General features: G+C 60.1%; 16 protein-coding genes. 13 read left to right on the top strand and 3 right to left on the bottom strand.

What is annotated here, in order from left to right:
* Window positions 1-52 precede the first annotated feature (52 nt).
* Entirely contained in the window at window positions 53-4,909 is a 4,857-nt protein-coding gene (locus LDN75_RS16670; RefSeq protein WP_223933597.1) for an NAD-glutamate dehydrogenase, read from the top strand.
* 32 nt (window positions 4,910-4,941) lie between these two features.
* Window positions 4,942-6,411 (top strand): PAS domain-containing sensor histidine kinase, encoded by a 1,470-nt coding sequence (locus tag LDN75_RS16665; protein ID WP_223933596.1) that lies wholly within the window; start codon window positions 4,942-4,944, stop codon window positions 6,409-6,411.
* Between the two features lie 132 nt (window positions 6,412-6,543).
* Here LDN75_RS16665 and LDN75_RS16660 read toward each other — a convergent pair whose 3' ends face one another.
* Window positions 6,544-6,792 (bottom strand): WhiB family transcriptional regulator, encoded by a 249-nt coding sequence (locus LDN75_RS16660; protein WP_003804966.1) that lies wholly within the window; start codon window positions 6,790-6,792, stop codon window positions 6,544-6,546.
* 301 nt (window positions 6,793-7,093) lie between these two features.
* Here LDN75_RS16660 and LDN75_RS16655 point away from each other — a divergent pair, with 301 nt between their 5' ends.
* Window positions 7,094-7,540: a hypothetical protein gene (locus LDN75_RS16655; protein ID WP_346347146.1), complete on the top strand. Its 447-nt coding sequence runs from the start codon at window positions 7,094-7,096 to the stop codon at window positions 7,538-7,540.
* Here LDN75_RS16655 and LDN75_RS16650 read toward each other — a convergent pair.
* Entirely contained in the window at window positions 7,537-11,712 is a 4,176-nt protein-coding gene (locus LDN75_RS16650) for an FtsK/SpoIIIE domain-containing protein (protein WP_223933594.1), read from the bottom strand. The two genes, LDN75_RS16655 and LDN75_RS16650, sit on opposite strands and share 4 nt — an antisense overlap.
* Window positions 11,713-11,883: 171 nt before the next feature.
* Between LDN75_RS16650 and LDN75_RS16645 the strand changes: the two genes are divergently transcribed.
* The 10 genes from LDN75_RS16645 (at window position 11,884) to LDN75_RS16600 (ending at window position 23,184) form a co-directional block, all read left to right on the top strand.
* Complete coding sequence (locus tag LDN75_RS16645) at window positions 11,884-12,501, top strand: acyltransferase (RefSeq protein WP_223933593.1); 618 nt, start codon at window positions 11,884-11,886, stop codon at window positions 12,499-12,501.
* A complete protein-coding gene (locus LDN75_RS16640) occupies window positions 12,498-13,589 on the top strand; it encodes a DegT/DnrJ/EryC1/StrS family aminotransferase (RefSeq protein WP_223933592.1) in 1,092 nt (363 codons plus the stop codon). The genes LDN75_RS16645 and LDN75_RS16640 overlap by 4 nt, the downstream gene beginning before the upstream one ends.
* Window positions 13,589-14,575, top strand: coding sequence for a Gfo/Idh/MocA family oxidoreductase (locus LDN75_RS16635; protein WP_223933590.1), 987 nt, complete (start codon window positions 13,589-13,591; stop codon window positions 14,573-14,575). The genes LDN75_RS16640 and LDN75_RS16635 overlap by 1 nt, the downstream gene beginning before the upstream one ends.
* Window positions 14,576-14,761: 186 nt before the next feature.
* Window positions 14,762-15,946, top strand: coding sequence for a UDP-galactopyranose mutase (gene glf / locus LDN75_RS16630; RefSeq protein WP_223933588.1), 1,185 nt, complete (start codon window positions 14,762-14,764; stop codon window positions 15,944-15,946).
* The gene (locus LDN75_RS16625) at window positions 15,943-17,955 is read left to right on the top strand and encodes a glycosyltransferase (protein ID WP_223933586.1); all 2,013 of its coding nucleotides are present in this window, start codon (window positions 15,943-15,945) and stop codon (window positions 17,953-17,955) included. The genes glf and LDN75_RS16625 overlap by 4 nt, the downstream gene beginning before the upstream one ends.
* Window positions 17,956-17,957: 2 nt before the next feature.
* Entirely contained in the window at window positions 17,958-18,815 is an 858-nt protein-coding gene (locus LDN75_RS16620) for an ABC transporter permease (RefSeq protein WP_223933584.1), read from the top strand.
* On the top strand, window positions 18,816-19,547 hold the full coding sequence (locus LDN75_RS16615; protein WP_223933582.1) for an ABC transporter ATP-binding protein: 732 nt from the start codon (window positions 18,816-18,818) through the stop codon (window positions 19,545-19,547). It abuts the gene before it with no gap.
* 74 nt (window positions 19,548-19,621) lie between these two features.
* Window positions 19,622-21,736 (top strand): DUF6541 family protein, encoded by a 2,115-nt coding sequence (locus LDN75_RS16610; protein WP_223933580.1) that lies wholly within the window; start codon window positions 19,622-19,624, stop codon window positions 21,734-21,736.
* 2 nt (window positions 21,737-21,738) lie between these two features.
* Window positions 21,739-22,224, top strand: a complete 486-nt coding sequence (locus LDN75_RS16605; protein WP_223933578.1) for a GtrA family protein — start codon at window positions 21,739-21,741, stop codon at window positions 22,222-22,224.
* A 3-nt stretch (window positions 22,225-22,227) separates the two neighbouring features.
* The gene (locus LDN75_RS16600) at window positions 22,228-23,184 is read left to right on the top strand and encodes a glycosyltransferase family 2 protein (RefSeq protein WP_223933576.1); all 957 of its coding nucleotides are present in this window, start codon (window positions 22,228-22,230) and stop codon (window positions 23,182-23,184) included.
* Between the two features lie 70 nt (window positions 23,185-23,254).
* Here the strand turns inward: LDN75_RS16600 and LDN75_RS16595 are convergent, their stop codons facing one another.
* On the bottom strand, window positions 23,255-26,590 hold the full coding sequence (locus LDN75_RS16595) for a chitobiase/beta-hexosaminidase C-terminal domain-containing protein (protein ID WP_223933574.1): 3,336 nt from the start codon (window positions 26,588-26,590) through the stop codon (window positions 23,255-23,257).
* Window positions 26,591-26,701 lie beyond the last annotated feature (111 nt).

Raw genomic sequence — 26,701 nt, 5'->3', positions numbered from 1 at the left:
CCATGTGGGCTGCAGAGTCGCAGCAATCAACATGTGATGGAGGCGTTTGTAAATGTCGTCAGGATCCAGCGTGGAGGATCGGTCCGATGCAGCAGTTGTCCGTGAGGGGTTCTTTGGTGACTACTATGAGCATCTCGCAGAGGAGGATTCCCGGGCATATTCGCCTGAGCTACTGATTTCCCGGGCCAACACACACAGGAAAGTTGCGCAGTCCCGGCGACCCGGAAATGCCATCGTGGAAATCGGCGTCGAAGCTGACCGCAACGTTGTTTACATCGTTACTGATGACATGCCGTTCCTGGTTGACTCCGTGAACGCCGAACTCGTTCGCCAAAACTGCGCCATTCGGTTGGTTATGCACCCACTTTTTGTGGTCACCCGAGATCGCGTTTCTGGCGAGCTCAGCAGCGTTTCCCGCGTCCCATCAAACATCGGCATTTCCAGCGGCGACACCGCAGCGTTGCCCAGCGTTGCCCACTTGCTCGGAGATGGCGACAACGCCTCGCACATGGAGTCCTGGATCGCCGTCGAAATTGACCGCGTAAGTGAGGAAGCCCGCGAAGAACTGATTTCCGGTCTCCAACGAATCCTTGGCGATGTTCGCGCTGCGGTTGAGGACTGGCCGAAAATGCGCAGTAAGGCACTGGAACTCGCAGAGGCGCTCGGAAGCGTCTCACACCCGGAACAGATTGCAGAACTCAGGCAGGCGCAGGACCTCCTGCGCTGGCTGGATAATGGCAACTTCACCTTCCTCGGGTACCGCGAATACGACCTCGTGAACGAAGACGGCGAGGACGTCCTGGAACTGCGTGAGGAAAGCGGACTCGGCTTGCTCCGTGCGGGCGACCACACGCGGCAGATTCAGCACCTCACGGATGCTGGCCGCAAGCGCGCCCGTGAAAAGCGGGCATTGGTGATCACAAAGGCAAACTCCCGCTCAACGGTCCATCGCCCGGCGTACCTGGACTACATCGGAGTCAAGAGCTTCGACGCGGCAGGAAACGTCAATGGCGAGCGCCGCTTCATTGGTCTTTTCGCCACCAGTGCCTACACAGGATCGGTCCGCAACATACCTATCGTCCGCGACAAAGTGGATGCTGTGTTGCGCAACGCAGGCTTTCCCATGGACTCACACTCGGGCAAGGACCTCCTGGGCATCCTGGAAACGTACCCCCGCGACGAACTGTTCCAGATTGAAATCCCGGACCTTGCTGCCACGGCCACAGGTATCCAGCGACTCCAGGAACGGCGCCGGACCAAGCTGTTCCTGCGTCCTGACATTTACGGACGCTTCATGTCCGCAGTCGTCTACCTGCCGCGTGACCGGTACACCACGAGTGTTCGGCTCCGCATCGAGCAGGAGCTGCGCGAGACCTTCCAGGCGGAGAGTATTGATTACGAGGCGAGGATCACCGAGTCGGCCCTTGCACGTGTCTTCTTCAGGATCAGGCTTCCTCGGACCGCGGAACTTGCCGAAGTCAACGTAGAGGAACTCGAACACCGGCTGATGCGTGCTTCGAGGTCCTGGAGCGAAGGCATCGCCGAGGTTCTTCGTGAGAACCGTCCCGCTGACAGCGCTGAAGTGCTGTCCGCCCTCTGGGCCGAGGCTTTCCCTCCCGGCTACCGCGTCGACTACGAGGTTGAAGACGCCCTGGAGGATATCGAACGCTTTGAGAAGTACGGAGCGCAGGCCGAACGGGCAGGGGAAGCGAGCAAGGAACTCCGACCCGGAGTCCACGTGTACCTTCCCGAAGGTGCCGGTGACGCACTGGAGGAGGACGCGCGGGTCAAGCTCTACTTGATGGAACCCAAGAGCCTGAGCCAGATCCTCCCTTACTTCCACAACCTTGGCCTCGAAGTTCTGGACGAGCGGCCCTTCGAAATCGAAACTGCGGATCACCGCGACTTTTTCCTTTACGACCTTGGACTCAAGTACCCGGCCGGCATCGACCCGCTCGCCACTGGAGACCTCTTGGCCGACTCTTTTGGTGCTGCTGTCACGGGTGCCGTCGAGTCTGACAACTTTGACCGGCTCGTGCTCCGCGAAGGAATGCACTGGCGCCAGGTAGTGGTCCTCCGCGCCTACGCCAAGTACATGCGCCAGATGGGTAATACCAACTCCTTTGGGTTCATCGCCGATACGCTCCTGGCCAATCCGGATGTTGCCCGGGGCCTGATCGTCCTGTTTGCTGCACGTTTCGATCCCAACGTCGAGGAAAGCAAGCGCCCGCAGCAGCAAGGAGCCGCAAGGGCAGCCCTGGCGGAAGCCATCGAACAAGTGGCCACGCTGGATGCGGACCGCGTGCTTCGGACATTCGTCAACCTCATTGAGTCGACGTTGCGCACCAACTTCTTCCAAAACAAGGGTTACCTGAGCTTCAAGCTGGATCCCACCACGGTAGACGGCTTGCCGTTCCCGCGCCCCATGTTCGAAATCTGGGTCTACTCCCCGCGCGTGGAGGGCGTCCACCTTCGCTTTGGCAAGGTCGCACGTGGCGGTCTTCGCTGGTCCGATCGCCGGGAGGACTTCCGTACTGAAATCCTGGGCCTGGTGAAGGCTCAGACCGTGAAAAACGCCGTCATCGTTCCGACCGGCGCCAAAGGTGGCTTCTTCGCGAAGAAGCTGCCGAACCCGGCAGTTGACCGCGCCGCATGGATGGCCGAGGGCGTGGAGAGCTACAAGACCTTCATTCGCGGCTTGCTGGACATCACCGACAACCTCGTGACGACTACGGACGGCGAAAGGCTAGTGCCGCCGTCGGACGTTGTTCGCCACGACGGCGATGATTCCTACCTTGTAGTGGCGGCCGATAAGGGAACTGCAACGTTCTCGGACACAGCCAATGGATTGGCGGCTGAATATGGATTCTGGCTTGGCGATGCATTCGCATCCGGCGGATCAGTGGGCTATGACCACAAGGCCATGGGTATCACCGCCCGTGGAGCTTGGGAATCCGTGAAGAGGCACTTCAGCGAACTCGACCTTGACACGCAGACCGAAGAGTTCAGTGTCGTTGGCGTAGGCGACATGTCTGGTGACGTTTTCGGCAACGGCATGCTGCTTTCGCGCCACATCCGGCTCGTGGCGGCATTCGACCACCGCCATATCTTCCTTGACCCCAACCCGGACACTGCCGCTTCGTACGCAGAACGGCAGAGGCTCTTCGAGCTCCCGCGATCATCGTGGGATGACTATGATCGGACGCTGATCAGTGAAGGTGGTGGGGTCTACCCACGCCAGGCCAAGACAATCCCCGTGTCAGACCAAGTGCGAAGGGCGCTGGGGTTGCCGGACGGAACCACACAGCTGAGCCCGCCCGAATTGCTTCGGGCAATCCTGCTTGCCCCGGCCGACCTTCTTTACAACGGTGGCATCGGCACGTACGTCAAGGCCAGCACGGAAACCCACGCTGCTGTAGGGGACAAGGCCAATGACGCCATCCGTGTGGACGGCAAGGACCTTCGCGTCAAGGTGGTGGGCGAAGGCGGCAACCTGGGTTTGACCCAGCGTGGACGTATTGAAGCTGCCCTGCAGGGAGTCATCCTTAATACTGATGCGATTGATAACTCGGCGGGCGTCGACTGCTCCGATCACGAGGTCAATATCAAGATCTTCGTTGACCGCATGGTGGCAGCCGGAAAGCTCGAGGCCACCGAACGCGCGGCATTCCTGGCTGACATGACCGAGGAAGTTGGTCGCTTGGTCCTGCAGGACAACATCGACCAGAACATCCTGCTCCTCAACGACCGGACGCGTGTTGCGGACTGGAGCCCCAGCTACGAGCGCCTCATGGACTGGTTGGAAAAATCAGCCGACCTCAAGCGTGACCTCGAAGCATTGCCCTCCACCGAGACATTGCGGCAGCGCCTGGAGCAGGGCCAGGGACTGACATCTCCTGAGCTGTCTGTCCTGGCCGCCTACGCCAAGATCGAGTTGGCGGGTGCCCTCCGGGACAGCAACCTGGCCGACGACCCCTGGTTCAAGGACACCATCCGGGCCTACTTCCCCGAGCAGTTGCGGGAGAGGTTCGACGCCGAACTGGATACCCACCCGCTGCGGCGCGAAATCATCGCTACGGTGGTGGCCAACGACATCATCAACCTCGGTGGAATCACCTTCGCATTCCGGGCCATCGAGGAAACGTCTGCCAACGAGGTAGCCGTAGCCAAGGCATTTGTGGCGTTGCGTGAAATCTACGATCTCGATCCGATGGTTGAGGAACTGAATGCCCTGCCGGCATCGTTCCCCACCGAGCACTGGAGCGAAGTCCACCTTGATATCCGCCGTCTCCTTGACCGTGCGGTCCGATGGGTGCTCGGCCAGGGCATTGCATCCCGGCCGATTGCCGACGTCGTGAAGTCGTTCAAGCCCATGATGGTGCCGCTTCGGGCCAAACTGCTGGACTACTTGCGAGGCGATGACAAAGTCCGTATCAGCGGCTGGTTGGAAAAGGCCCGGGGCTGGGAGTTGCCGGACCACCTGGCCCACAGGTGGGCTGAGCTGTTCGAGAGCTATGCCCTGCTGGACATCGCCAGGATTGCCCAGACCGGAACCAACAGCGTCGAGGACGTGGCGCATGTCTACTACACGGTATTCAACCGCTTCCACGTGGACTCGCTCCTGGAACGGATCAGCGCCCTGCCGCGCGACGACCGCTGGCAGGCCCTAGCCCGTGCGGCGCTCCGGGACGACCTCTACTCAACCGTCGCAGATATGACGACGTCGGTACTTGAGTCGAGCGCGGCCGGCACCCCTGCAGAGGACCGCCTGAAGACGTGGGAAGGCCTCAATGCCGAACAACTCGGACGCGCCAAGACCATGTTTGACGAGGTCAATTCGCTCGAGGCCGACGACATGGCTTCACTGTCGGTAGCATTAAGGCTCTTGAGGTCAATCGTTCGACGCTAGGGGCTGGTCCCGGCGTCGCAAATGGAGGTGCAGTGGCAATCTTTACAGACCCCATCAGGGAACATGCTGATTTCGGGCCTGGAGATGCCGAATGGCTGCACCTCCTGGTCGGCGACTGGCAAATGGTCGCCGACCTCGCATTTGCCGACCTCGCCTTGTGGTTTCCGCATCCGGAGCTTGGATACATTGCCCTCGCCCACGTCCGTCCGTCAACATCGCACACGGTGTTTCACGCGGACTTCGTGGGCGAGGGCATCCGCTCGGATCTTCGTCCACTCGTGGAAAAGGCGTGGAACAGCCGCTCCATAGAGCGCTCCAGCGAGACAAGCTGGAGCAGCGAGATGGCGCTGCGGGTCGAGGCCGTCCCGATGGTGCGTAACGGTAGGACCCTCGCCGTTGTAACTTCCCACATGGACCTGTCCAGTTCCCGCATGCCGTCAAGGCTGGAACTCACGTATCGCCAATGCGCCTATGACCTCCTTCGGATGGGGACACTCGGGTTGTGGCCCGACTTCGCCTCACCCACCGGGTCCCGCCGGGGTGCCCCTCGCGTAGGCGATGGGCTCATCCGGCTCGACGCTGAAGGTATCGTGCAGTACGCAAGTCCCAATGGGGTCTCGGCTTTCCGGCGACTGGGCGAGGTGGAGTCCCTGGAAGGGCGTTCCCTGGCTGAGGTGACAGCGGGACTGCTGAAGGACAGACGCATGGTGGACGAGACACTGCCGCTGGTGGTAACTGGTCGCATGCCGTGGCGTAGCGAAATCGAATCCAGAGGCGTCAGCCTTTCACTCCGTGCCATTCCGTTGCGTGACGAGCAGCACCGCTTTGGTGCCCTTGTCTTGTGCCGTGACGTCTCTGAGTTGAGGCGCCGTGAAATGGAGCTTGTAACCAAAGACGCGACCATTCGCGAAATCCACCACAGGGTGAAGAACAACCTCCAGACGGTGGCAGCGCTGCTGCGCATGCAGTCGCGCCGCATGGTCAGCGACGAAGCAAAACAGGGACTCGAACAGGCGATGCGGCGGGTGGCTACCATCGCGCTTGTTCACGAAACCCTTTCCCAAGGCCTGACGCAGAGTGTCGATTTCGATGAACTCATAGGACGCCAGTTCAGGCTTTCGGCCGAAGTCGCCTCGCCCTCCCAGCATGTCCGCACCGAAAGGTCGGGGATGTTCGGGGAACTGCCGAGCGATTTCGCCACCCCCTTGGCACTGGTCATCAACGAACTGGTCACCAACGCCGTTGAGCACGGGCTGGAGGGGAGGACAGGAACCGTATGGTTGCTGGCTGACCGTGCGGCAGGCGAGGGAAATGACGAGTTCCTCACAGTGACAATTGCCGACGACGGCGTTGGCTTGCCGGACGGGCAATACACGGAAGGCCTGGGCCTGCAGATCGTGCGCACCCTCGTCACAAGTGAGCTCGGCGGATCCATTCAATGGAGCCCCCGCGAGGGTGGCGGTACCGCAGTCGAAATTGTCCTTAATCTCGCGCGGGCATAGCGCCTTTCGGCAGCGTTGCCACCTCACACGGCTGTGTGTCAAACGCTGAAGGGTGTTAAACGCTGAAGGCCGCGGACCATGTGGTCCGCGGCCTTCAGCGTTTAATGGTTCAAATGCTTGTACAGCAGCCTGCTAGGAAGCGCGTCGGGCGCGTGCCGCGCGCCGCTTGAGTGCGCGGCGTTCGTCCTCGCTCATGCCACCCCAGACGCCTGCATCCTGACCGGACTCAAGGGCCCACTGAAGGCAAGTGTCCACGACCGGGCAGCGGCGGCAAACGCTCTTGGCTTCCTCAATTTGCAGAAGTGCTGGTCCCGTGTTGCCGACTGGGAAAAAGAGCTCCGGGTCCTTGTCGAGGCAGGCTGCGCGATTACGCCAATCCATGCTGATCAGTCACTCCATTCGTGAGAACTAGTTGAGCCTTTTGTGAAAACATTCACGAGAGGCTCCAAAGGAAAGGGGCCCGCATGGGCCCCCTTGGTCGTCTGAGTCAAGCGTTTCATGTTAACGCCTTGTAAACAAGGGGTATTAGTCGTTGAAATGCCCTGAATCCGTGAGCGATGCATCACATCAGCCGCCAGTGCCCTCACTGCTAGATGACTATGTCCGGTAGTGTGCCAGTGTGTCAAGACCTCCAGTTAACCCAGCCCAACCAAACTCTGGATCAGATGGAAACAATGGTCCGGTGAAGCCTGCGTCCGAACGTTCCATGGCCGAGCGTATGGAATCCGGTGGCAAGAAACCCCCTGGAATCCTGATCATTTCAATCGTTGTTGTGCTGGAAGCCCTGGCCCTCCTGGGTGCTGCCGCGTGGTACGCATTCGAACTACTCACCGGAGCCCCTGTCCTGACTTTTTGGGGAGCGGTCTTTACTTTGGGCCTTTTGTTGGCTTTCTCGGCCTGGCTGTTCGCCGTTGGCCATTTCCTCTTCCGCGGGTACAGATGGACCAGGGCGGCCGCCCTGGTGGCTCAGTTGTTCGTCCTTACCATCGGCGTCCCCACTATGACCGGCGGCTTGGTTCTGCCCGGGTTGGCCATGATTTTGCCCGCGCTTGCAGCGATCGTGTTTCTCTTCCAAAAGAACGTCATCGCCTATGCGTCGCGAGTGGGAGGGACACAGGGCGCGCTCTAGCTGTATCCGCCATCGCTGCCGGTAACGCTGATATCCGTCGTGGAGCCTGTGGTGAAGGCCACCTGCACCTGCGCCATACGGTTTTCCCGGACAATCACGCCCCGACCGGCACGCGGCGAATCCTCCACGTCAAGCCTCACGCCCAGGATGTCGCCGTCCAGTGGAGTCCTCGGAGCCAGAATCAGGCCCATGCCAGTAGCTTGGACCTCCCGGGCCAGCGGCAAACGCTGAGTCAATGCGGGACCCGACGTGGCCGTCATGATCACGCCTCGTGTTTGGCCGGCAAGGGCCGCGAGAGCTGCACGCCCCTCCGTACCCAGGACGTCGGCGTCATCGACGAGGAGGATGCTTGCAGGATCCAGCGATCCCGCAGCTGCAGAGCGCGCCACGGTTGCCCAGAAAGCATCGGCAGCACGTCCAGCTTCCGGAAAGACCCACGGAACATGGGCATTCATAGATGTGAGGGCTGCCAACACTGAAGTCTTCCCGGTGCGGTGACCCCCAATGACAATGCTGACGCCACGCGGCTCAAGGGGAAATGACACGGGAACGGATTCGTCACCCCCAATGCCGATCCATAGGACGCTGGTTTCCAGGGATGTCCGGAGGCCCGTGTCTTCAGCCTCAGCGTTGTAGCTAACGGGTTCGGCCGAGCCCGGGGATGGCAGTGGTGTTCCTGGAATAGATGCCATCGCGACATCGAAATCAGACCGACTGAGGGATTCGGGGAGTGGCCGCACCCGGAAGGGTGGGTGTGCTGAAGGTTGAAGGTCAGCGAACGGCCACGCCGTCTTGCTTGGCGCCGAACGGAAATGGGCCACCGCCGCTCCGCCCTGAACGAACTCACCCATGGCAACGGAGCGGCCCGGGAGGGACTCAACCTCCGGAAGCCGAGGCCAGTGATAGCGCGCCTCTTCCGTGGAGCCTGTTGGGAAGAATGCCCGGTTGGGGATGGCGGCGAAGAAGCGTGAGGTGACGAGTTCGCGTTCGCCGGATATCAGGACTGTCACTCCAAGGGGCGTTCCGTCCCGGATGATGTCCCTCAAAAGGTCCTCTGCCCACGCGAAGCGCCCTGATCGAAGCGCTGCGGCCCATGAACACCAGCCGGCAACGATCAGGACCAATCGGGAACTCTTCGACCCGTCCTCGCCTGCTAAACGCCGACGTGCCATTTCTTGAGAGAGCCGCTCAAGAACCCGCACCGCCAACGGCAACTGATGCAGGCCAAGGGTGGCGCCATAACTGCCCGCTTGCCTGGGCTTTCCCAGCATTCCTGTCGCATCCAGGACGTAGAGATGCGGTTGGGGCCCATGCGCTGCCAGCATCGCCGACGCCGCCCTGAAACATTCGTGCATTCCACTGGAACTGCTGCCGATCATGGCGAGATGGCCATGATCGGAAGGTGACCATCGCAGGGCCTCAACCGACTGTCGTTCCGGTCTGTCCAGAATCCCCAAGGGACCTACCGCAGCCCTGGAGGCATCCGACAGGGTTTCAAACTCCTCGCCTGCCAGCCCAAAGGCCGACAAATCCTCGGTCCACCCAATGGAAGCTGGCAGTGGTGGCGCAACGGGTTGCCTGGGTTGGGCTCGCCCCAGGGATTGCCAGACGGTTCGGATAGCCGAGACCACGGTCTCCACCCTTTCCTCCGCGAGGGCCAACGACTTCCCGGCAGGTGGATCCACGTCCTGCGCGGAATGCAAGGCTTGGGCTGCCGACTGCACGATTGCTGCCCTTGCGGACGAGCGGCGCACCGTGGCGGGAACAGCAAGCGATGCCGTCTGGAATTGTTCAGGGGAGCCGGCGGCCCTGACAAGATACGCGCGCCCGGGGACATCCACGCCGATGGAAGCTGCGGCTTTGGAATTGATGATGTCCACTGACTCCGCATCAGACTGGACACGTAGGGCGATGCTTGAAGTGACGTTGGCGCGGATGTCGGCGGTCAAGGCACCTTGTGGCCTTTGCGTAGCCATGACCAGATGAATACCCAACGACCGCCCAATGGCGGCAATGCGCATGAGCTCACGAAGAGCTTCTGGGGCTTCATCCACCAGCATCCGAAACTCATCGATAATCAGCATCAGATGGGGGAGAGCCAGCCTCGTGGGCTGCGCAGACCTTCGGTACGCTGACAAGTCAGAAGTCCCAGCCGCTGCAAACAACTCCTCGCGATGACGAATCTCGCCACGCAGGGAAGTAAGAACCCGGTCAAGATGGCCGCTTCCCAAATCAGTTAGAAAGCCTACGCAGTGCGGAAGCCCAATCAATGGGCGTAGCCCGGAGCCGCCCTTGAAGTCGACGAACAAAAACGTCACCTTGCTCGGCGGGTGATTCAGGGCCAAAGACGACACGATGGTCCGCAGCAGCTCAGACTTCCCGGCACCGGTTGTTCCCGCTACCAAGAGATGCGGTCCATCCAGATGGAAGTCAAAGGACAAAGAGCCGTTCCTGCCCTGCCCCAGAACCGCGGTGAGCTCGTGTCTTGTGTTCTCATCAGCCCATCGCCGGAGTATGCCTCGAGGGCCGACTGGAAGCACGTCATCCAAAGAGCACGATGGAGGAATGCTGGCATTGGCAGGATCTTCCGAATGCTCCTGGGACGCCGCCCTGCGGCAAAACTGATCGAAAGCCTTCAGCGGGACCATGTCAGGGATGAATTGTCGGCGCTCACCGTAGGCCTGCAGAACTGCTGATGTACCCGACTGCCCTATCTCAATCGCCACGCCAGTGGCTCCGCCGAGGGGACCGCAGTATCGCAACACCTGCCACGAGGCCTCCAGAGCGGCATCAAGGAGTGCGGCATCGCGGCCCGCCCCGCCCCGTGAGTCCTCGAGAACAATAAGCGTGCCTTTGGGGATTCCTTTGAACCCTCGGAAAGCTGCCGTAGCAGTCGCGTCATTTGTGGCAATCGTCAGATTTGGCAGGAAGCGGGCGCTGAGGGGCAGCCGGATGATGGGCCCAAGAAGGATGATCGGCGTGTCCCTCGACGCGGGGAAGCTTGCAAGTTGCATGAGGATGAAACGGATCATTGCATCGACATGCTCCGTCTGGCCGTGCAACGCAACAGTCGAGGAGTGCGGGCCCAGCGTTACCGGCATGGCGCCGATTGATGGCGGACGGAAAAGGGGATCTGCAGGGACCAGTCGAACATTGGCATCCGTGGGGGCGGTTCCAAGGCGGACCCACGTTCCGGACCCGGAGGCCGGCGCTTGGGGTGATGAAGCAGTCAGACCTAGTTCCGGGCTGGGCGATGGAACGTGTACCGAAGGCGTCAAATCCCCGCCCTCTGCCGGAACCAAGGCGGCAACGATGATGTCTGCCGCAGACGGAGAACATCGACGGCGGCGTTCGGCGTCCTCCCGGGCCGCCGTCGCAACGGCAAGCTTGAACTCCGCGCGTTCCTTCTTGCCGGCGATCATGGGAACAATCAGGCCGACGGCAGAAACGGCCGTGAACCCGAGGAACATCCACATTCCGGTTGCGAGGGCAAGACCAAGGCCTGCCACGAGCGGCAGCCCTGCCGAGGCGGCAATCGACCACCGGTTCAGGGAACCCCTACGACGCTGGACTTCGAGCGGCTCCTCAACAGAACGGCCGGCGTCGGCTTGAATTCCGGGCCTCGAGCCATTTGGCGTAACGATAGTGAAGGTGGTGTTGCCGCAGAGAATCCTCGACGATGATGTCACCTTCCTTTGCCGGGCAGGCTCCCCATCAACAAACACTGAATTCCGGCTCCCTGTGTCCGCGACTTTCATGGCGGTGCTGGACACCTCCAACACGGCGTGTTCCCGGGACATCCCGGGATCTGGGACGCAGATGTCGGCAGGGCCGCGCCCAATGCGGTGGTGACCGCGCTGGAGCGCAAAGACTGAACCGGCTCCTGGCCCGGTATGTGCCAGGAGCAAGAGCGGCGGTGCCGGAAGCATTGTCTTTCCCGGCGGGGACCCGCCCTCCACCAGGACCGCACCAGAAACCAGTGGTGGGTTTCCCACGATCAGGGCAGACAAGTCTTCCCCGGCAACCGACAAGCGACCGACCCCTCGGGCCTTCTGCAATTGTGACTGAAGCTCTGAGCCGGGCATGCCGCGAGCAACGGTGATTGTCAGCTCTTCCGGGGGCGCGGGAGACGCGGCGTCCGGGCCGCGAACCAGCGTGCACTCCAAGGTCATCGCCATTCCTTTCTGCCTTGAGGTTGCCGTCCAGAACTGAGGCTATGGAATTTCTGCGGTGAAGGCTCTCCCTTCCCTGGGCTATGTGGACAACTTTTGGCTATACCAGCGCGGGCATCGCCTTGACGCGAGGGCATGGCGTCTCGGCTAAGATGAGACTCGTTGTCGCGTGTGCTCAATGAGAAGGGACCTTCACCGGTGATAGTGGTTGCAGAGAGCGCCGATGTTTCAGACGAGGCGGTAATTGGTGATGGATCCAAGATCTGGCATCTGGCCCAGGTCCGCGAGAAAGCCGAGCTGGGCGTCAATTGCATCGTAGGACGCGGTGCCTACATCGGCACCGGCGTCAAGATGGGGGACAACTGCAAAGTACAGAACTATGCACTTGTCTACGAGCCCGCAGAGCTTGAAGCCGGTGTCTTCATCGGCCCGGCAGTAGTGCTGACGAATGATACCTATCCGCGTGCGGTCGGTCCGGACGGCAGCCTGAAGAGTGCACATGATTGGGAGCCCGTGGGCGTCACCATTCGTGAGGGAGCGTCCATTGGTGCCCGCGCAGTATGCGTCGCTCCCGTGACCATTGGACGCTGGGCCACCGTCGCCGCAGGAGCAGTTGTCGCCAAAGATGTTCCCGATTTCGCGCTGATGGTCGGGGTTCCGGCCAGGCGGCACGGGTGGGTTGGTAAGGCGGGTTTCCCGCTGCAGCGCAATGGCGAGAACTGGGTATGCCCGGAAACCGGCGCCACATATGTTGAACAGAACGAGACCCTTCGAGAGGTAGAGGCATGAGCCCCGAATTCATTCCCCCCGCCAAACCCATCATCGGCGACGACGAGCGCAAGGCCGTCGAGGCAGTTTTGGCCTCCGGCCAGCTCGCCCAAGGCTCGGAGGTTGCGTCCTTCGAGCAGGAATTTTCCCAAGTACTCCTGGACGGCCGCGCAGCTGTCGCCGTCAACTCAGGCACTTCGGGCCTGCACCTTGGCTTGCTGGCCGCCGGCATTGGCGCCGGCGACGAAGTCATTGTTCCTTCGTTCACCTTCGCAGCAACGGCCAACTCGGTCGCGCTGACCGGAGCCACACCTGTTTTTGCCGATGTTGACCCGGACTACTACACGCTTGATCCTGCGTCCGTTGAGTCGAAGATTACTGACCGTACGGCCGCGATCATGCCGGTCCACCTGTACGGCCATCCCTTTGACGTCGATGCCATCGGAGCGCTCGCCGCAAAGCATGGGGTTAAGGTGTTCGAGGATGCAGCCCAGGCTCATGGTGCTGCTGTCAACGGCCGGAAGGTCGGAACCTTCGGCGACTTCGCTATGTTCAGCCTTTACCCAACGAAGAACATGACCTCCGGCGAAGGTGGCATGGTCAGCACAGGCCTGGCCGACGTCGAACGCCGCCTCCGCCTCTTGCGCAACCAGGGCATGGAGCGCCAGTACGAGAATGAGTTGGTTGGCTTCAACGCCCGCATGACCAACATCCATGCAGCCATCGGGCGCGTCCAACTGACGAAGGTCGAAGGCTGGACGAAGACGCGGCAGGAAAACGCGGCATTCTTTGATGCCAACATCGAGGGCGTCATCACCCCGAAGGTAGCAGAGGGGTATGAGCACGTGTACCACCAGTACACCATCCGCATTACCGAGGACCGTGACGGTTTCGCAAAGGCATTGCGTGAGGAATACAACGTCGGCTGCGGAGTGTACTACCCCATCCCGAACCACCGCCTTGCCCCTTTCCAGACATCAGATGAATTGCCCGTAACTGAAGAATCTGCAGCCAGCGTCCTGTCCCTCCCGGTGCACCCATCGTTGAGCCAGGACGACCTGGACCGCATCGTGACGGCAGTCAACGCCATCGCAAAGGCAGGAAGCTAGTGGCAAACCTCCGCGCAGGCCTCATCGGTCTGGGTATGATGGGCCGCCATCATGCCCGCGTTATCCGCGAGCTTGATGGCGTTGACCTCGTTGCTGTCGCGGATTCGTTCGGTGATCCACACAATGTTGCCGATGGGCTGACTGTCTACAACACGGTCGAAGAATTGATCGAGCAGGGAATCGACATGGCAGTGGCTGCCGTGCCGACCATCCTCCACGAGGAAGTGGCGCTGCGGCTCGCTGAGGCCGGTATCCACTGCCTCGTCGAGAAACCGATCGCCAACGATTCCGAGTCGGGCGGACGCATTGCCCGGGCCTTTGAAGCCAAAGGACTCATCGGCGCCGTCGGCCACATCGAGCGCTTCAACCCTTCACTGCAGAGCCTTCGCGAGCGGCTCGGGAATGGTGATCTTGGTGACGTTTACCAGATCAGCACGAGGAGGCAGGGACCTTTCCCCGCACGTATCGCTGACGTCGGGGTGGTCAAGGACCTCGCCACGCACGATATCGATCTCACCGCTTGGCTCGCGCAGAGCAACTTCGTGAATGTCGTAGCGCATACCACGTCGCGTAGTGGCCGGGAGCATGAAGACATGGTTACAGCCATCGGCCACCTCAAGAGCGGCGTCGTAACCAACCACATCGTCAATTGGCTGTCACCGATGAAGGAACGCACAACAGTTGTTCTGGGCGAACGTGGCGCTTTCATCGCCGACACTATTTCTGCCGACCTGACCTTCGTGGAGAACGGAACCTTCCAGACGGACTGGGATTCCGTCGCGGCCTTCCGGGGTGTATCGGAGGGATCCTCGACCCGTTTCGCCTTGGCCAAGCGCGAGCCCTTGAAAATGGAACATGAGGCATTCCGTGATGCAGTTCTCGGAAAGTCGATGAATATCGTCACGATGGCTGAAGGCCTTGAGACGTTGCGGGTTGCCGAGGCCGTGCTGGACTCCGCCAAATCAGGCTCCGTCATCACCCTCTGATCCGCCAAATTAAGCAACGCCTTTGGGGGAGGCTGGCCACGTGCCAGCCTCCCTTTGCCGTTTGTGGACCCCGGCTGCCCCTGCTTGACGATGGGCCCGGATACGGGGAACCCGCGCCATGTCGGGTAGCCTTGACCAGTAGACGTGGGCACTTCTGTGCCCGCACGCCAATACACAGGAGAGTTTGTGAACGCTGATCTCGTCGTCGTCGGCTCGGGTTTCTTTGGCCTGACCATTGCAGAACGCGCCGCTACCGAGTTGGGGCTTAAGGTCGCGGTTCTTGATCGCCGCCACCATATTGGAGGAAACGCCTACAGCGAGAATGAAGAGAAGACGGGAATCGAGGTGCACCGCTACGGAGCGCACCTCTTCCACACGTCGAATGAACGTGTCTGGGAGTATGTGAACAGGTTCACCAAGTTCACCAACTACCAGCACAAGGTTTACACCAGCCACAAGGGCGAGGTGTACCCCATGCCGATCAACCTGGGTACGATCAACCAGTTCTTCCGTGCAGCAATGAGTCCCACGGAAGCACGCCAGCTCATTGCCGAGCAGGCTGGCGAGCTCGCCGGCACTGATCCCCAGAACCTGAATGACAAGGGAATACAGCTGATCGGGCGGCCCCTGTATGAGGCGTTCATCAAGCACTACACGGGCAAGCAGTGGCAAACGGATCCGAAGGACCTTCCTGCGGAGATCATCTCCAGGCTCCCGGTGCGCTACAACTATGACAACCGCTACTTCAATGACTCCTACGAGGGGCTCCCGGTCGACGGCTATACAGCGTGGATCGAGCGCATGGCGGACAACCCCAATATCGAAGTTATCCTCAACACGGACTTCTTTGACGACGGCGAATTTGGCCGCTCCTCCGTCCTCGGGCAGGTTCCGGTCGTCTACACAGGCCCAGTGGACCGCTACTTCGACTACGCCGAGGGTGATCTCTCCTGGCGCACCATCGATCTCGAAGAAGAAGTTCTGCCGATCGAGGACTTCCAAGGGTGTGCTGTGATGAACTACCCGGACGCTGAGACCGCATTTACGCGCATCCACGAGTTCCGCCACTTCCACCCCGAGCGTGACTACACGAAGGACGCAACAGTCATCATGCGCGAATTTTCGCGTTTCGCGGAGAAGGGCGACGAGCCTTACTACCCTGTCAACACATCAGAGGACCGCAACAAACTGCTCGCTTACCGCGATCTTGCACGTGGCGAGAAATCCGTGCTGTTTGGCGGCCGTCTCGGGACGTACAAGTACTTGGACATGCACATGGCTATCGGCTCGGCCCTGTCCATGTTCGACAACAAGATCAAGCCGCACTTCACGGGCGGCGCCAAGCTGGAAAGCGGTGGAGTGGACGCATGACCGCCACAACGAATGAAAGCCAGGAAACTGCCATGACGGCCACAACAGCTGCAGACAGCCCGGCCTCGACCGAGCAGAATCTTCGAATAGTCCAGCGTGTGGTTTTTCCGGCCAACCGCGACCTCGATACCCTCCCGCTCTATGTCGACCCGGACACCAATAAGGTCCGCAAGCAAGACGACAACGGCGCAGCAGTCATTCAGGCCGTAGGCATGGCCCGCAAACTCCACCCGGAGGACATCCTGGACCGCGGATCGGTGCAGGTGCGCCGTGGCGAACGTCTTTCCTTTGGTTCCTACTTCAATGCCTTCCCCGCCAGTTACTGGCGGAAATGGACCATCGCCACAAAGACGGTTCTCCACATCGAGACCGAGGGCGAAGGGACGGTGATCGTCTACCGGTCCAACGCACGCGGCGCTTCGCAGCGAGTCGACTCGATCCTCGTTGAAGGAAATGCATCGAACGAGTTCGAACTTACACTCGCTCCCTTTGGGGACGGCGGTTGGTACTGGTTCGATCTCATTGCCGGCGGCGACGGAATGACCCTTAAGGGCGCCCACTGGGCTGTTCCTGACGAAGGCAGGCCCCAAGGGAGGGTCACCCTGGGTGTTACTACCTTCAACCGTGCCGACTACTGCCTTGAAACCATCAAGTCGATCGACGCCGACTCCGGTCTCCGTGAAATCCTGGCGGAACTGATCATTGTGGACCAAGGCAACAAGAAGGTCGCCGACGAAAACGGGTTCGACGAAGTCGCCGCGTCCATGGGCGACCAGTTGCGCATCATTAACCAGGGAAACCTCGGTGGCTCGGGTGGGTTCGCCCGCAACATGTACGAGATGCTTGTCTCGGACAAGAGCGACTACGTCATGCTGCTCGACGACGACATTGAACTTGAAACCGAAGGTGTGCTCAGGGCTGTCGCGTTTGCCGATCTATGCCGTAAGCCCACCATCGTCGGCGGACACATGTTCGACATGTATAACAAGTCCGTACTGCACGCTTACGCCGAAGTGGTGAATTTCTACCGGTTCCTATGGGGACCCGTCGAGGGTCTGGGAAACCACGACTTCTCGGCAGAGGGTCTCCGTTCAACCCCGCTGCTGCACCGCCGCTGGGACGCGGACTACAACGGTTGGTGGATGTGCCTCATTCCCAAGACCGTAGTGGAAACCATCGGACTGTCCCTTCCGGTGTTCATCAAATGGGATGACGCTGAATACTCCCTTCGGGCCCGCGCGGCAGGCTTCCCCACCGTCACGCTGCCGGGCGCGGCAGTCTGGCATGTCTCCTGGGCTGATAAAGATGACTCCGTGGACTGGCAGGCTTACTACCACGAGCGCAACAGGCTCATCGCGACCCTTCTGCATTCGCCGTTCCCCAAGGGCGGCCGCATTTTCCGCGAGAGCCTGAACACGGACATCAAGCATCTGGTGTCGATGCAGTACTACCCCGAGCAAGCCCGCGTCATGGCTCTTCGGGACGTCTTGGAAGGCCCGGACAAGCTCCATGAGCAGCTTCCCACCACGATGCCCAAGCTCCGCGCCATGCGTGACGAATTTGTAGACTCACAGGTCAAGACCGATCCCGGTGCGTTCCCTGAGTCCTTCCGCAAGCGTCCGCCCAAGAAGCCGCAGAGCTACAAGCAGCCCGGCGCCCTTGGCCTGCTGCCTTGGGCTGTCAAGACCGTCCTCAAGCAGACCCTTGCTCCGGTCCGCGACTCTGCGAAGACCAACCCTGAAGCCCATGTTGCGCATCAGGACGGCAAATGGTGGAGCCTGGCCCACCTGGACAGTGCCGTTGTCTCCACAGCAGATGGCACAGGAGCCTCCTGGTACCAGCGCGATCCCAAGCTGGCACGCCGGCTTTTGGTTGAAACAACGCAGTTGCACGCACAGCTCTTCTCCAACTGGGAGACGCTCCGGGCGCAGTACCGTGCCGCGCTGCCGCAGATCACATCGATGGAATCCTGGCGGGAAACGTTCGATGCTTCGGAGCCCAAAAAGTAGCGATGGCCAACTCCACTGATATCTATGCTGTTCCCGGGGTGGGTGCCGGTCTGCTGGATGTATTCCGGCGCCGGTACCTCCTCAAACTGATCGTCCGCAAGGAACTCAGGGTCCGCTACCGGGGCTCCGTGCTGGGTCTGGCGTGGTCCTACGTGAAACCGTTGGTCCAATACCTGGTTTTGTTCTTTGCACTGGGCATCGTACTTCGCGTGGGGGACCAGATTCCCAACTACGCGCTTTACATGTTCTCCGGCGTCATCGTGGTCAACTTCTTCACTGAGGCTTTTTCAAATGCAACGCGTTCGATCGTTTGGAATGCTGCCCTGGTGAAAAAGATCTACCTGCCCCGGGAGCTCTTTCCCGTGGCGTCAGTGTGGGTCGCTGCTGTACATTTCCTTCCCCAACTGGTCGTCCTGTTGGTTGCCGCCCTTTTCAACGGGTGGCGACCCGATGTCATGCAGCTTCTGGGTGCAGCGCTGGGCTTTGTCATTGTGGCCGTCACCGCCACGGGCCTTGGCCTCCTGGCAGGGGCCGTCAACGTGTTTTTCCGTGACGCGGAGAACATCGTGGACATGCTGATGATGATCGTCACCTGGACCTCGCCCGTACTCTATGACTGGACCATGATCCGTCGGCTTGCTCCCGACTGGGTCCTGACGATCTATCAGCTCAACCCGGTGACGGTGGCTGTTGAATTGTTCCATTGGGCGTTCTGGTATCCCACGGTCACCAAGCCCGTCGAGCTACCCCCGCATCTCATGTTGACGGGGCTGGCTGGACTGGGCATGGCCGCAGTTTTCCTTATTATCGGCCAGCTGGTCTTCCGCCGGCTCGAAGGCCATTTTGCGCAGGAGGTCTGAGTGGGCACCGCCGTCATAGTCAAAGGCTTGAAAAAGACCTTCAACCTGCGTCACTCGCACTCCCTTAAAGAGACGCTGGTTTGGCTCGTCAAGGGACGCAAGGGAGAACTCACGAAGAAGTTCGATGCCCTGCACGATGTCAGCTTTGAGATTCAAGATGGGGAGACTGTAGCTCTCTTGGGCTTCAACGGCTCCGGTAAATCCACCTTGCTGAAGCTGATTTCCGGGGTCATCCTTCCAGATCAGGGCACGGTGCGGACCAAGGGCCGCGTGGCCGGACTGATCGAGGTTGGCGCCGGTTTCCACCCGGATTTGTCTGGCCGCGAGAATGTCTTCCTCAACGCTGCAATCCTTGGAATGACAGAGCAGGAGATTAACGAGAAATTCGACGAGATCGTTGCTTTCTCCGAGATTGAGCAGTTCATTGACACGGAAGTGAAGTTCTATTCTTCCGGAATGTTCCTGCGCCTGGCGTTTGCTGTTGCGGTCCATACGCAGCCGGACATCTTCCTTGTGGATGAGATCCTGGCCGTTGGCGATGAACCTTTCCAGCGGAAGTGCTTGGCCAAGATCAAGCAGCTGTCCGATGAAGGCAGGACCCTGGTGGTTGTTAGCCATGACCTGGACATGATTTCGCGGATCTGCGATAGGGGAGTCGTGTTGTCTTCCGGCACTGTCCAGTTTGAAGGGCCGGCCGATCAGGCTGTCGCCTGGTTGCGGGAACGCAACTAAGTCCGGCATCCAATAGCAAGAGTCGTCTGTCAACGGATGGCTAGTGGAAGCATCTAAGAAAGGCGATCGTAGGAATGGGTATCGGCCCACTGCTTTTGTGTGTACTCCTGATCGTTGTGTTGTGGTGGGGTCCAGGCTGGCTTCTCGGGGAAGCGCTGGGAGTGCGCCGAACCCTCCTGCCCGTCGTGGCACCACTTTTGGGCATGGGTGCCCTGACGGTCATCGGCGTGATGGGCAATTCCCTCGGGCTTAGCTGGCAACTGCTTCCAGTGGCCGCAGTTCTGCTGGTGTTGGCTGCGGTCCTGTTCTCCTTAAGGCTTCTGCTGAAGCGCCGGTTCCCTGACAGGTTCGAGGCACCCCTCCGAACGCAGCCCAGCATTTTCGGAAAGCATCGTTTTGCCGGATCCTGGTGGATCCTGTTGGCCGGACTTCTTGCCGGCGGTGCCGTTGCAGGGGTGTCATGGTTTGTTGGGACTGAAGGCCTCCTGGGCATTAACCAGGACTGGGACATCCCTTGGCACGCCAATATGATCCGGCTTATCTCGGTGAATCATGAATGGGACCCGGCCATTGCGGGCAATTTCGCCTACTACGACACCACCATTTCTGATGCGCCCATCCGTAGCTACCCGATCGCATTCCATGCAGTGCTCTCGCTGTTCTGGCCGATGAGTGGCGTCAGTATTCCGGTGTTCCTGAATGTTTTCGTCTTGGTGATGATGGCTGTCCAGCTGCCGCTGAGCGCCATGGCCTTGACGATGATTCTCACGCGCCGCCCGATTGCGGTGGCCGCTGCGGCTGCAGTCTCGGGTTGGTTCACTGTTTACCCCTATGACCTTCTATGGCGTGGCCCGCTGATTCCGTTCTTCGCGGGCATGGTGTTGGTTGGACCCTTCGTCTTTCTGGCTGTCAAGGGTGCCTTGGAACGGCAAAAGTTCTGGGTCCTTGGCATTGCCTTCGGCGCCGTGGGGCTCATTGCCGTCCACCCCTCGCTGGCATTCGTAGTACTGCCCGTGCTTGTCTTCTGGCTGCTCTCCGCACTCATACGGCGTAAGGGCAGGATCCTTGGTATCACTGTTTACCTGGCAGTGTCAGGGGTTCTGGCGATGATAATCGGCTTGCCGATTATCACTCAGATGCTCAAGGAATCTGAGCGGGTCTCCAAAATGACGTGGGCCCCGGACACTGATCGCAGTGGTGCCATCCAGAACATTGTCTTCCTGAACCATGGCTCCATGGCAATGCCGATCCTGACAGCTCTTGTTGCCCTTGGGTGCCTTGCAGTTGCTTTCAGGGTCCGCATGTGGTGGTACTTCGGCCCGGTCCTGGCCTTTGCGTTTCTTTCGGTCTACACCATGGGCAGTGACAGCCCTAGATTCCTTAACCTGACGGCTCCCTTCTACGACGACCAATGGCGCATTTTCGGTATCTTGGTAATGCTCCTCGTGCCGCTTGCCGGATTGGGTGTTGCCCAGTCCGCCGAGGCAATCGAGTGGGCGGTCCGCCGGCTCCGCAATCGTCGGGCAAAATCCCATGAATCCGAAGGCAAAGACGGACGCAGGCCGAACCACGTCATCATGGCTTCGGCCGCAGTGGCAGTCCTGTTGGCATGCGGCGTCGGAGCGGTCCCGTATTTCAAGCAAAACGCCGAGCGCATCAACATCAATACAAAGGTGGATGGACCCACCCTGAGCTCGTCTGAAGTGGATCTGCTCAGCAAAATCGACCAGTACGTCCCTCAGGACGCCACGGTGCTGAATGATTCCTGCGATGGTTCCGTATGGATGTACGCACTGGGAAACCGGATGCCAATGATCCGACACTTCGAGATACTTCCCACGAATCGGCAGCTACTGGTCCTTCAAAAGCTTCCCGAGCTTGCGACTGATCCCGACGTACGGGCGGCCGCCTCGGAGCTTGGTATCGAATGGGTATACATTGCTGACGGTCGGATCAGGGCCTGGGACGAGCCCAAGGCGGGGTTGACCCATCCGGATTCCATCCCTTACCTGAAGCTCGTTGTGCGTGATGGAAACGCGGCCCTGTACCGGATCGATTGGTCCCAGTTGCCTGGAGGCAAGGAAGCCTTTGAGGCCGCTGCCAAGGACCGCGTCCAGCTTGGTGGAGTTCCGGGAATCCTCGAGAACCGGAACCCCGACGGCATCGCCCCGCTTGGAAGGATCTGCTAGCCATGAAGGCATTCATCAAAAAGTTCCTCTCGTCCAGCTTGTTCCGCTTCCTCGTGGTGGGCGGACTGAGCTTCATTGTGGATCTCGGTCTGTTGGCGCTCTGTTTCCAGGTGTTTGGGTGGCCGCTTTGGTTGGCCACGGGTGCAGGCTTCTGGGGGAGTTTCTTCTTCAATTACTTCCTGCAGCGCCACTTTGCCTTCGGCGGTGGCGGAACCGCCCTGGGTGGAGTGCTGAGGTATTCCGGGCTCCTGGCTTTCAACACTGTGGCTGTCATGGGAATCGTGGAGCTTTTCCAGTTCCTCGGTGCTGGATATGTTGCCGGTAAAGTGGTTGCGACGATTGTGACCATGGGATGGAACTACTTCATTTACAAGCACTGGATCTTCCCGCAAAAGAAGCAACCGAAGAGCGCCAGCGAACAGACAGATGGCGGGTCGGGCACCGACGCGCCAGCACAGAAACTCACACCTAACAGCAGCGAAGGATAATCGATGTATCGAGGCGTTCGAATTGCCGCGGTAGTACCGGCCTACAAAGAAGAGAACCACATCGCGCAGGTCATCGAAACGATGCCTGATTTCGTCGATGACATTGTCATTGTTGATGACTGCAGCCCTGACGACACCTCAGGGGCTGCCCTTCGTGCCGACGACGGTCGGGTCACCTTGATCCGGCATGAGGTCAACCAAGGCGTAGGCGGGGCAGTCCTGACTGCCCACAAAGCAGCAATGGAGCTGGGCTCCGACATCAACGTCGTCATGGCCGGCGATGCCCAGATGGATCCGGAATACCTCCCCCAGTTGCTCGATCCGGTGGTGGATGGCTACGGCTTTGCGAAGGCAAACCGCTTCTTCTCCGGTGAGTCTTTTGCCGGTATGCCCGGTTACCGTATCTTCGGCAACATCGTTCTGTCATTCATGACCAAGCTCGCTTCGGGTTACTGGCACATCTTTGACCCCCAGAACGGCTACACCGCAATCCGGACCGAAGTTCTTCGCCGCCTTCCTATGAACAAGGTGGCCGCACGCTACAGCTTTGAGAACGATCTCCTGATTCACCTGAACATCCTCGACGTACCGATTGTGGATGTGCCGATCCCTGCTGTTTACGGCAATGAGGTTTCCAGCATCAAGCTTCGGAAGGTGATCCCCGAGCTTCTGGCCATGCTCTTTGGCGGCTTCTGGCGCCGGGTTTGGTGGAAGTACATGGTTTGGTCCTTCTCAGCGGTTGCTCTCCTGCTGATCGCAGGTATCGCCCTCATCGTCATGGGTCTCGTTGCCGGGATCTGGGTCCTCGCTGCAAGCGTGGGATCTCCGACTGCGGGATCGGTGATGTTGGCTGTGGTGCCCTTTGTGCTGGGTGTTCAGATGCTGCTCGTATCCCTGCAGTTGGATATACAAGCGAGTCCGAACCGCCCCACGATGCATCCCATGAAGGAACGTTCGTAGCTGGTTCTACGGTAAAAAAGGGGAGGGCCAGGACGTTTTTGTCGTCCTGGCCCTCCCCTTGTCTTTCATCCTAGGGGAGTGAGGTGAAACCTCCCCAGCCCCATCCGACCTGGCTCCTGGAGAGCCATCCGGATGTTCCGTTGCCGGGGTACAGGAAGAGGTTGCCACCGGAATCACGTGCCAGGACATCGTTCTTGCCGTCGCCGTTGAAGTCGCCGGGGCCCAGGATAGCGGTCATCCCGCTCCAGCCGCTTCCAACCTGGACCCTGCTGAGCCATCCGCCGGCTCCGTTCCCTGGATACAGCCAGAGAATACCTGAGGTGTCCCTGGCCAAGACATCGGTCTTGCTGTCGCCGTTGAAGTCGCCAGTACTCAGGATCGCTGTCATGGCGTTCCATCCAGTGCCAACCTGGGCACTGGATGCAAAGCCGCCGGTGCCGTTTCCACGGTAGAGCCACAGAGTGCCGGCCGAATCCCGCGCCAATACATCGGCCTTGCCATCGCCGCTGAAGTCGCCTGGCGCGAGGATGAGCGTCATGCCCGTCCACGCCGTGCCGGCCTGCACCCTGGGCTGGAGCCCGCCGGCCCCATTTCCGGGGTAGAGCCAGAGGACGCCGTTGGTATCGCGCGCCAGGACGTCGCTTCGTCCATCACCGTTGAAGTCCTTGGTGGGGACGATGGCGTTCAGCGTGTTCCACCCTGTGCCCAACGAACGTTGAGTCAGCCAACCGCCGGTGCCGTTGCCTGGATAGAGCCATAGCGTGCCGCCATTGTCCCGCGCAACGACGTCGTTCTTTGCGTCGCCGTTGTAGTCTTTCCAGGTGTTGGCTGGTGGCGCTGTCACGGTGTAGGCCTGGCTGACGATCGCCGAACTATTGTTGGAGGCATCCACTGCGAAGTACTTCAACGTCATCGCGGCGGTCAGCGTGATGGCTGTGGAGTATTTATTGGCGGCTGTGGCTGTCGGTGTAGTGCCGTTGGTTGTGAAGTAGATGCTGGATCCGGCTTCATTAACCGTGAGGGTGATCTGCTGGTTTACTGGGTAACTGCCCGCAGGGGGTGTCGCAGTGACCACCGGTGGGGTGGTGTCCAGAATTGTGTAGGCAACGGTTGTAATCGCTGAGGCGTTTCCGTAGGCGTCCACAGCAAGGCCCTTCACTGTGGTGTTGGCCGTGAGTGCGAACGGATTCGAGTATGCTTTCGTGCTTCCCGTGACTGCAGTAGCGGGCGTGCTCCCATCCGTTGTGTAGAAGATACTGCCTGATTCGCTGGAAGTCATCGTGACAAGCTGCCCTGAAGCGTAGGCTCCGGCAGCCGGAGCAACTGTCAAAACTGGCGCTGCGCTGTCAAGTACGTACGTTTGAGTCGCAACGGTTGAATCGTTCCCCGCGGTGTCCCGTGCGAAATACTTCAATGTCATCGACGTCAACGCTATCGGCCCTGAATAGACAGGACTGGATGTTGTAGGCGTCGCGCCATCGGTTGTGACGTAGATCGTGGCTGCTTCGTTGACCGAGAGGCTGATGGTTTTGCCGGGCCCGTATGTTCCTGCGGCAGGATCGACAGAGACCACCGGCGGTGTTGTGTCGGCAGCGAAGACTGTGACATTCCTGGTAGCAGTAGACGTGTTCCCTGCGTTGTCCCGGACTTCCACCGTGAACGTGACAGGACCATTGGGTAGGTTGGTGTACGACTTTGGTGACGTGCATGCTGTGAAGGCGTTGGCGCCCAACTTGCACCTGAACCCGGCAACGTCCGTGGACGTTGAGGCAAAGGTGAACGACGGCGAGATGCCCACTGTTGCACCCTCTGCAGGAGAGGTGATGGACACCTGCGGTGCAGTCAAGTCGGCGGTCACAGTCACCGATGCCACGGTGCTGATGTTGCCTGCCATGTCTGTCGCCCGCACTCGAAGGACGTGCTGGCCCGCGGTAGTGAGGTTGAAGACGAACCCGTTACTGCAAGCCGTGAAAGTTGTCGTCGAATCTACCGAGCAGGACAGGATGGTATCCGCCTCGGAGGTTACGCCCAGGACAGGCGCACCGTTGACTGTTGCCCCAGCGGTAGGTGAGGTGATGACCGGAGCGGCGGGGGCGGTCAGATCAACCGTGAATGACCGGGATACCGGAAGCCCCGTCGGTGCCGCACGTACCGAGAATGTGTACGCGCCGTTGGCCAAGGCTGTGGCTGGCGTATACGTGCCACCCGTGCACACCTGCCAGACAGGTGTTGCGGTGCTCAATTGGAGGCTGCATTCAAGTGCGCCGCCGGGAGGCGTCGAGGCTACCGTAAAGGTAGGAGTGGAGTCATTGGTGAACGCTGGGTTGGCTGCCTGGGTTCCGTCTGCCGCCGTCGGACCGCTCACGATCGAAGGTACGACGCCACCAAGGGAGAGCAATCTTCCCTGCTGGGCGGGTTTGGCAGGATCCAGCTGACCTGGATCTTCCATGACCAGCAGCTTGCCGCCGCGCATTGCCAGGCCGCCAATCTTGCTGAAACCGAGGGCCCATTGGTTGTTCACGGTGTCAGTGCTCAGGTCAATGCGCGAGACCGTGTCCTTGCCGGCGTCGGCCGTGGTGGTTCCCACACTTGTTCCCGTGTAAAGGACCAGGGGCGACTGCCAGTCGTAGTAGATGGCTGTCGGCTTGCCGACGTTATAGAGAGGCGCGGGTACGAAGTTGGTGAGTACGCCGTCCTCAGGTGCCGTGAACACGGTCAGTCCCGAGGTTTCAGCGACATAAACAACGACGTTGCCGGCACTGTTGCGGTGGGTGGCAGCAAGGCTCAAGGAGCTTGTGCTCACTGAAGCTATTGATTCGATGCTGGGATGGAGAGCCGTTGGATCCACGATCTTCACAATCGACCGGGCATTTGCGAACGACAAATAGATGTTGCCATCGGGGCCGTCACTGACGGCATTCGGGCGGAGGTCGCCGTCGAAGATGGTCAACTGGCTGTCGTAGTCGAATAACCCGGCGGTGGGGTTCCAGACCGCACGAACTACCTCGGAACTTCCGACGGCGGCATCCGGAATGAACGCGATTTCGTCACCATTGCCGTTGTTGGCGGGAGACGGATCGATCATTGCAGGAGTCCCAGCCAGCGCGGGACCCCTTTTGTGTCCAGCCAAGGTGCCTCCAAGGCAGGTGCCTGTTTCGAGGCCGCCCGGTGTAGCTCCTGATGCCTCGGTCACGCGGCAGAATCCGGCACGAGCATCCGAAACCCAGATCCTTCCACCGGGATCCACAACAGCGCCTGCGGCCTTGGTCAGACCAACAGCCAGCGTCTGGCGGGCTTGGTCAGCTGCGGCAGGCCCTCCGGTAAGCACTCCTGTCAGCGCCGCAGCAGCGAGGCTGGCAGTGGCAAGAAGGGCGGTTAATGTACGGCTATGCCGTCTTCGATCCACTCGGCCCCGGGACGGGCTATGGGAGTCTACCTGAGAGGTTCTTGAGCGACCGGCGAGGGCAAGACATGCCAAACCAAGCTGAAGAACACTGCGATTGCGCGTGTCCACCGA

The organism is Arthrobacter sp. StoSoilB5, from assembly GCF_019977235.1.
Lineage (GTDB): Bacteria > Actinomycetota > Actinomycetes > Actinomycetales > Micrococcaceae > Arthrobacter.
This window is presented reverse-complemented; position numbering and strand designations above follow the sequence as displayed.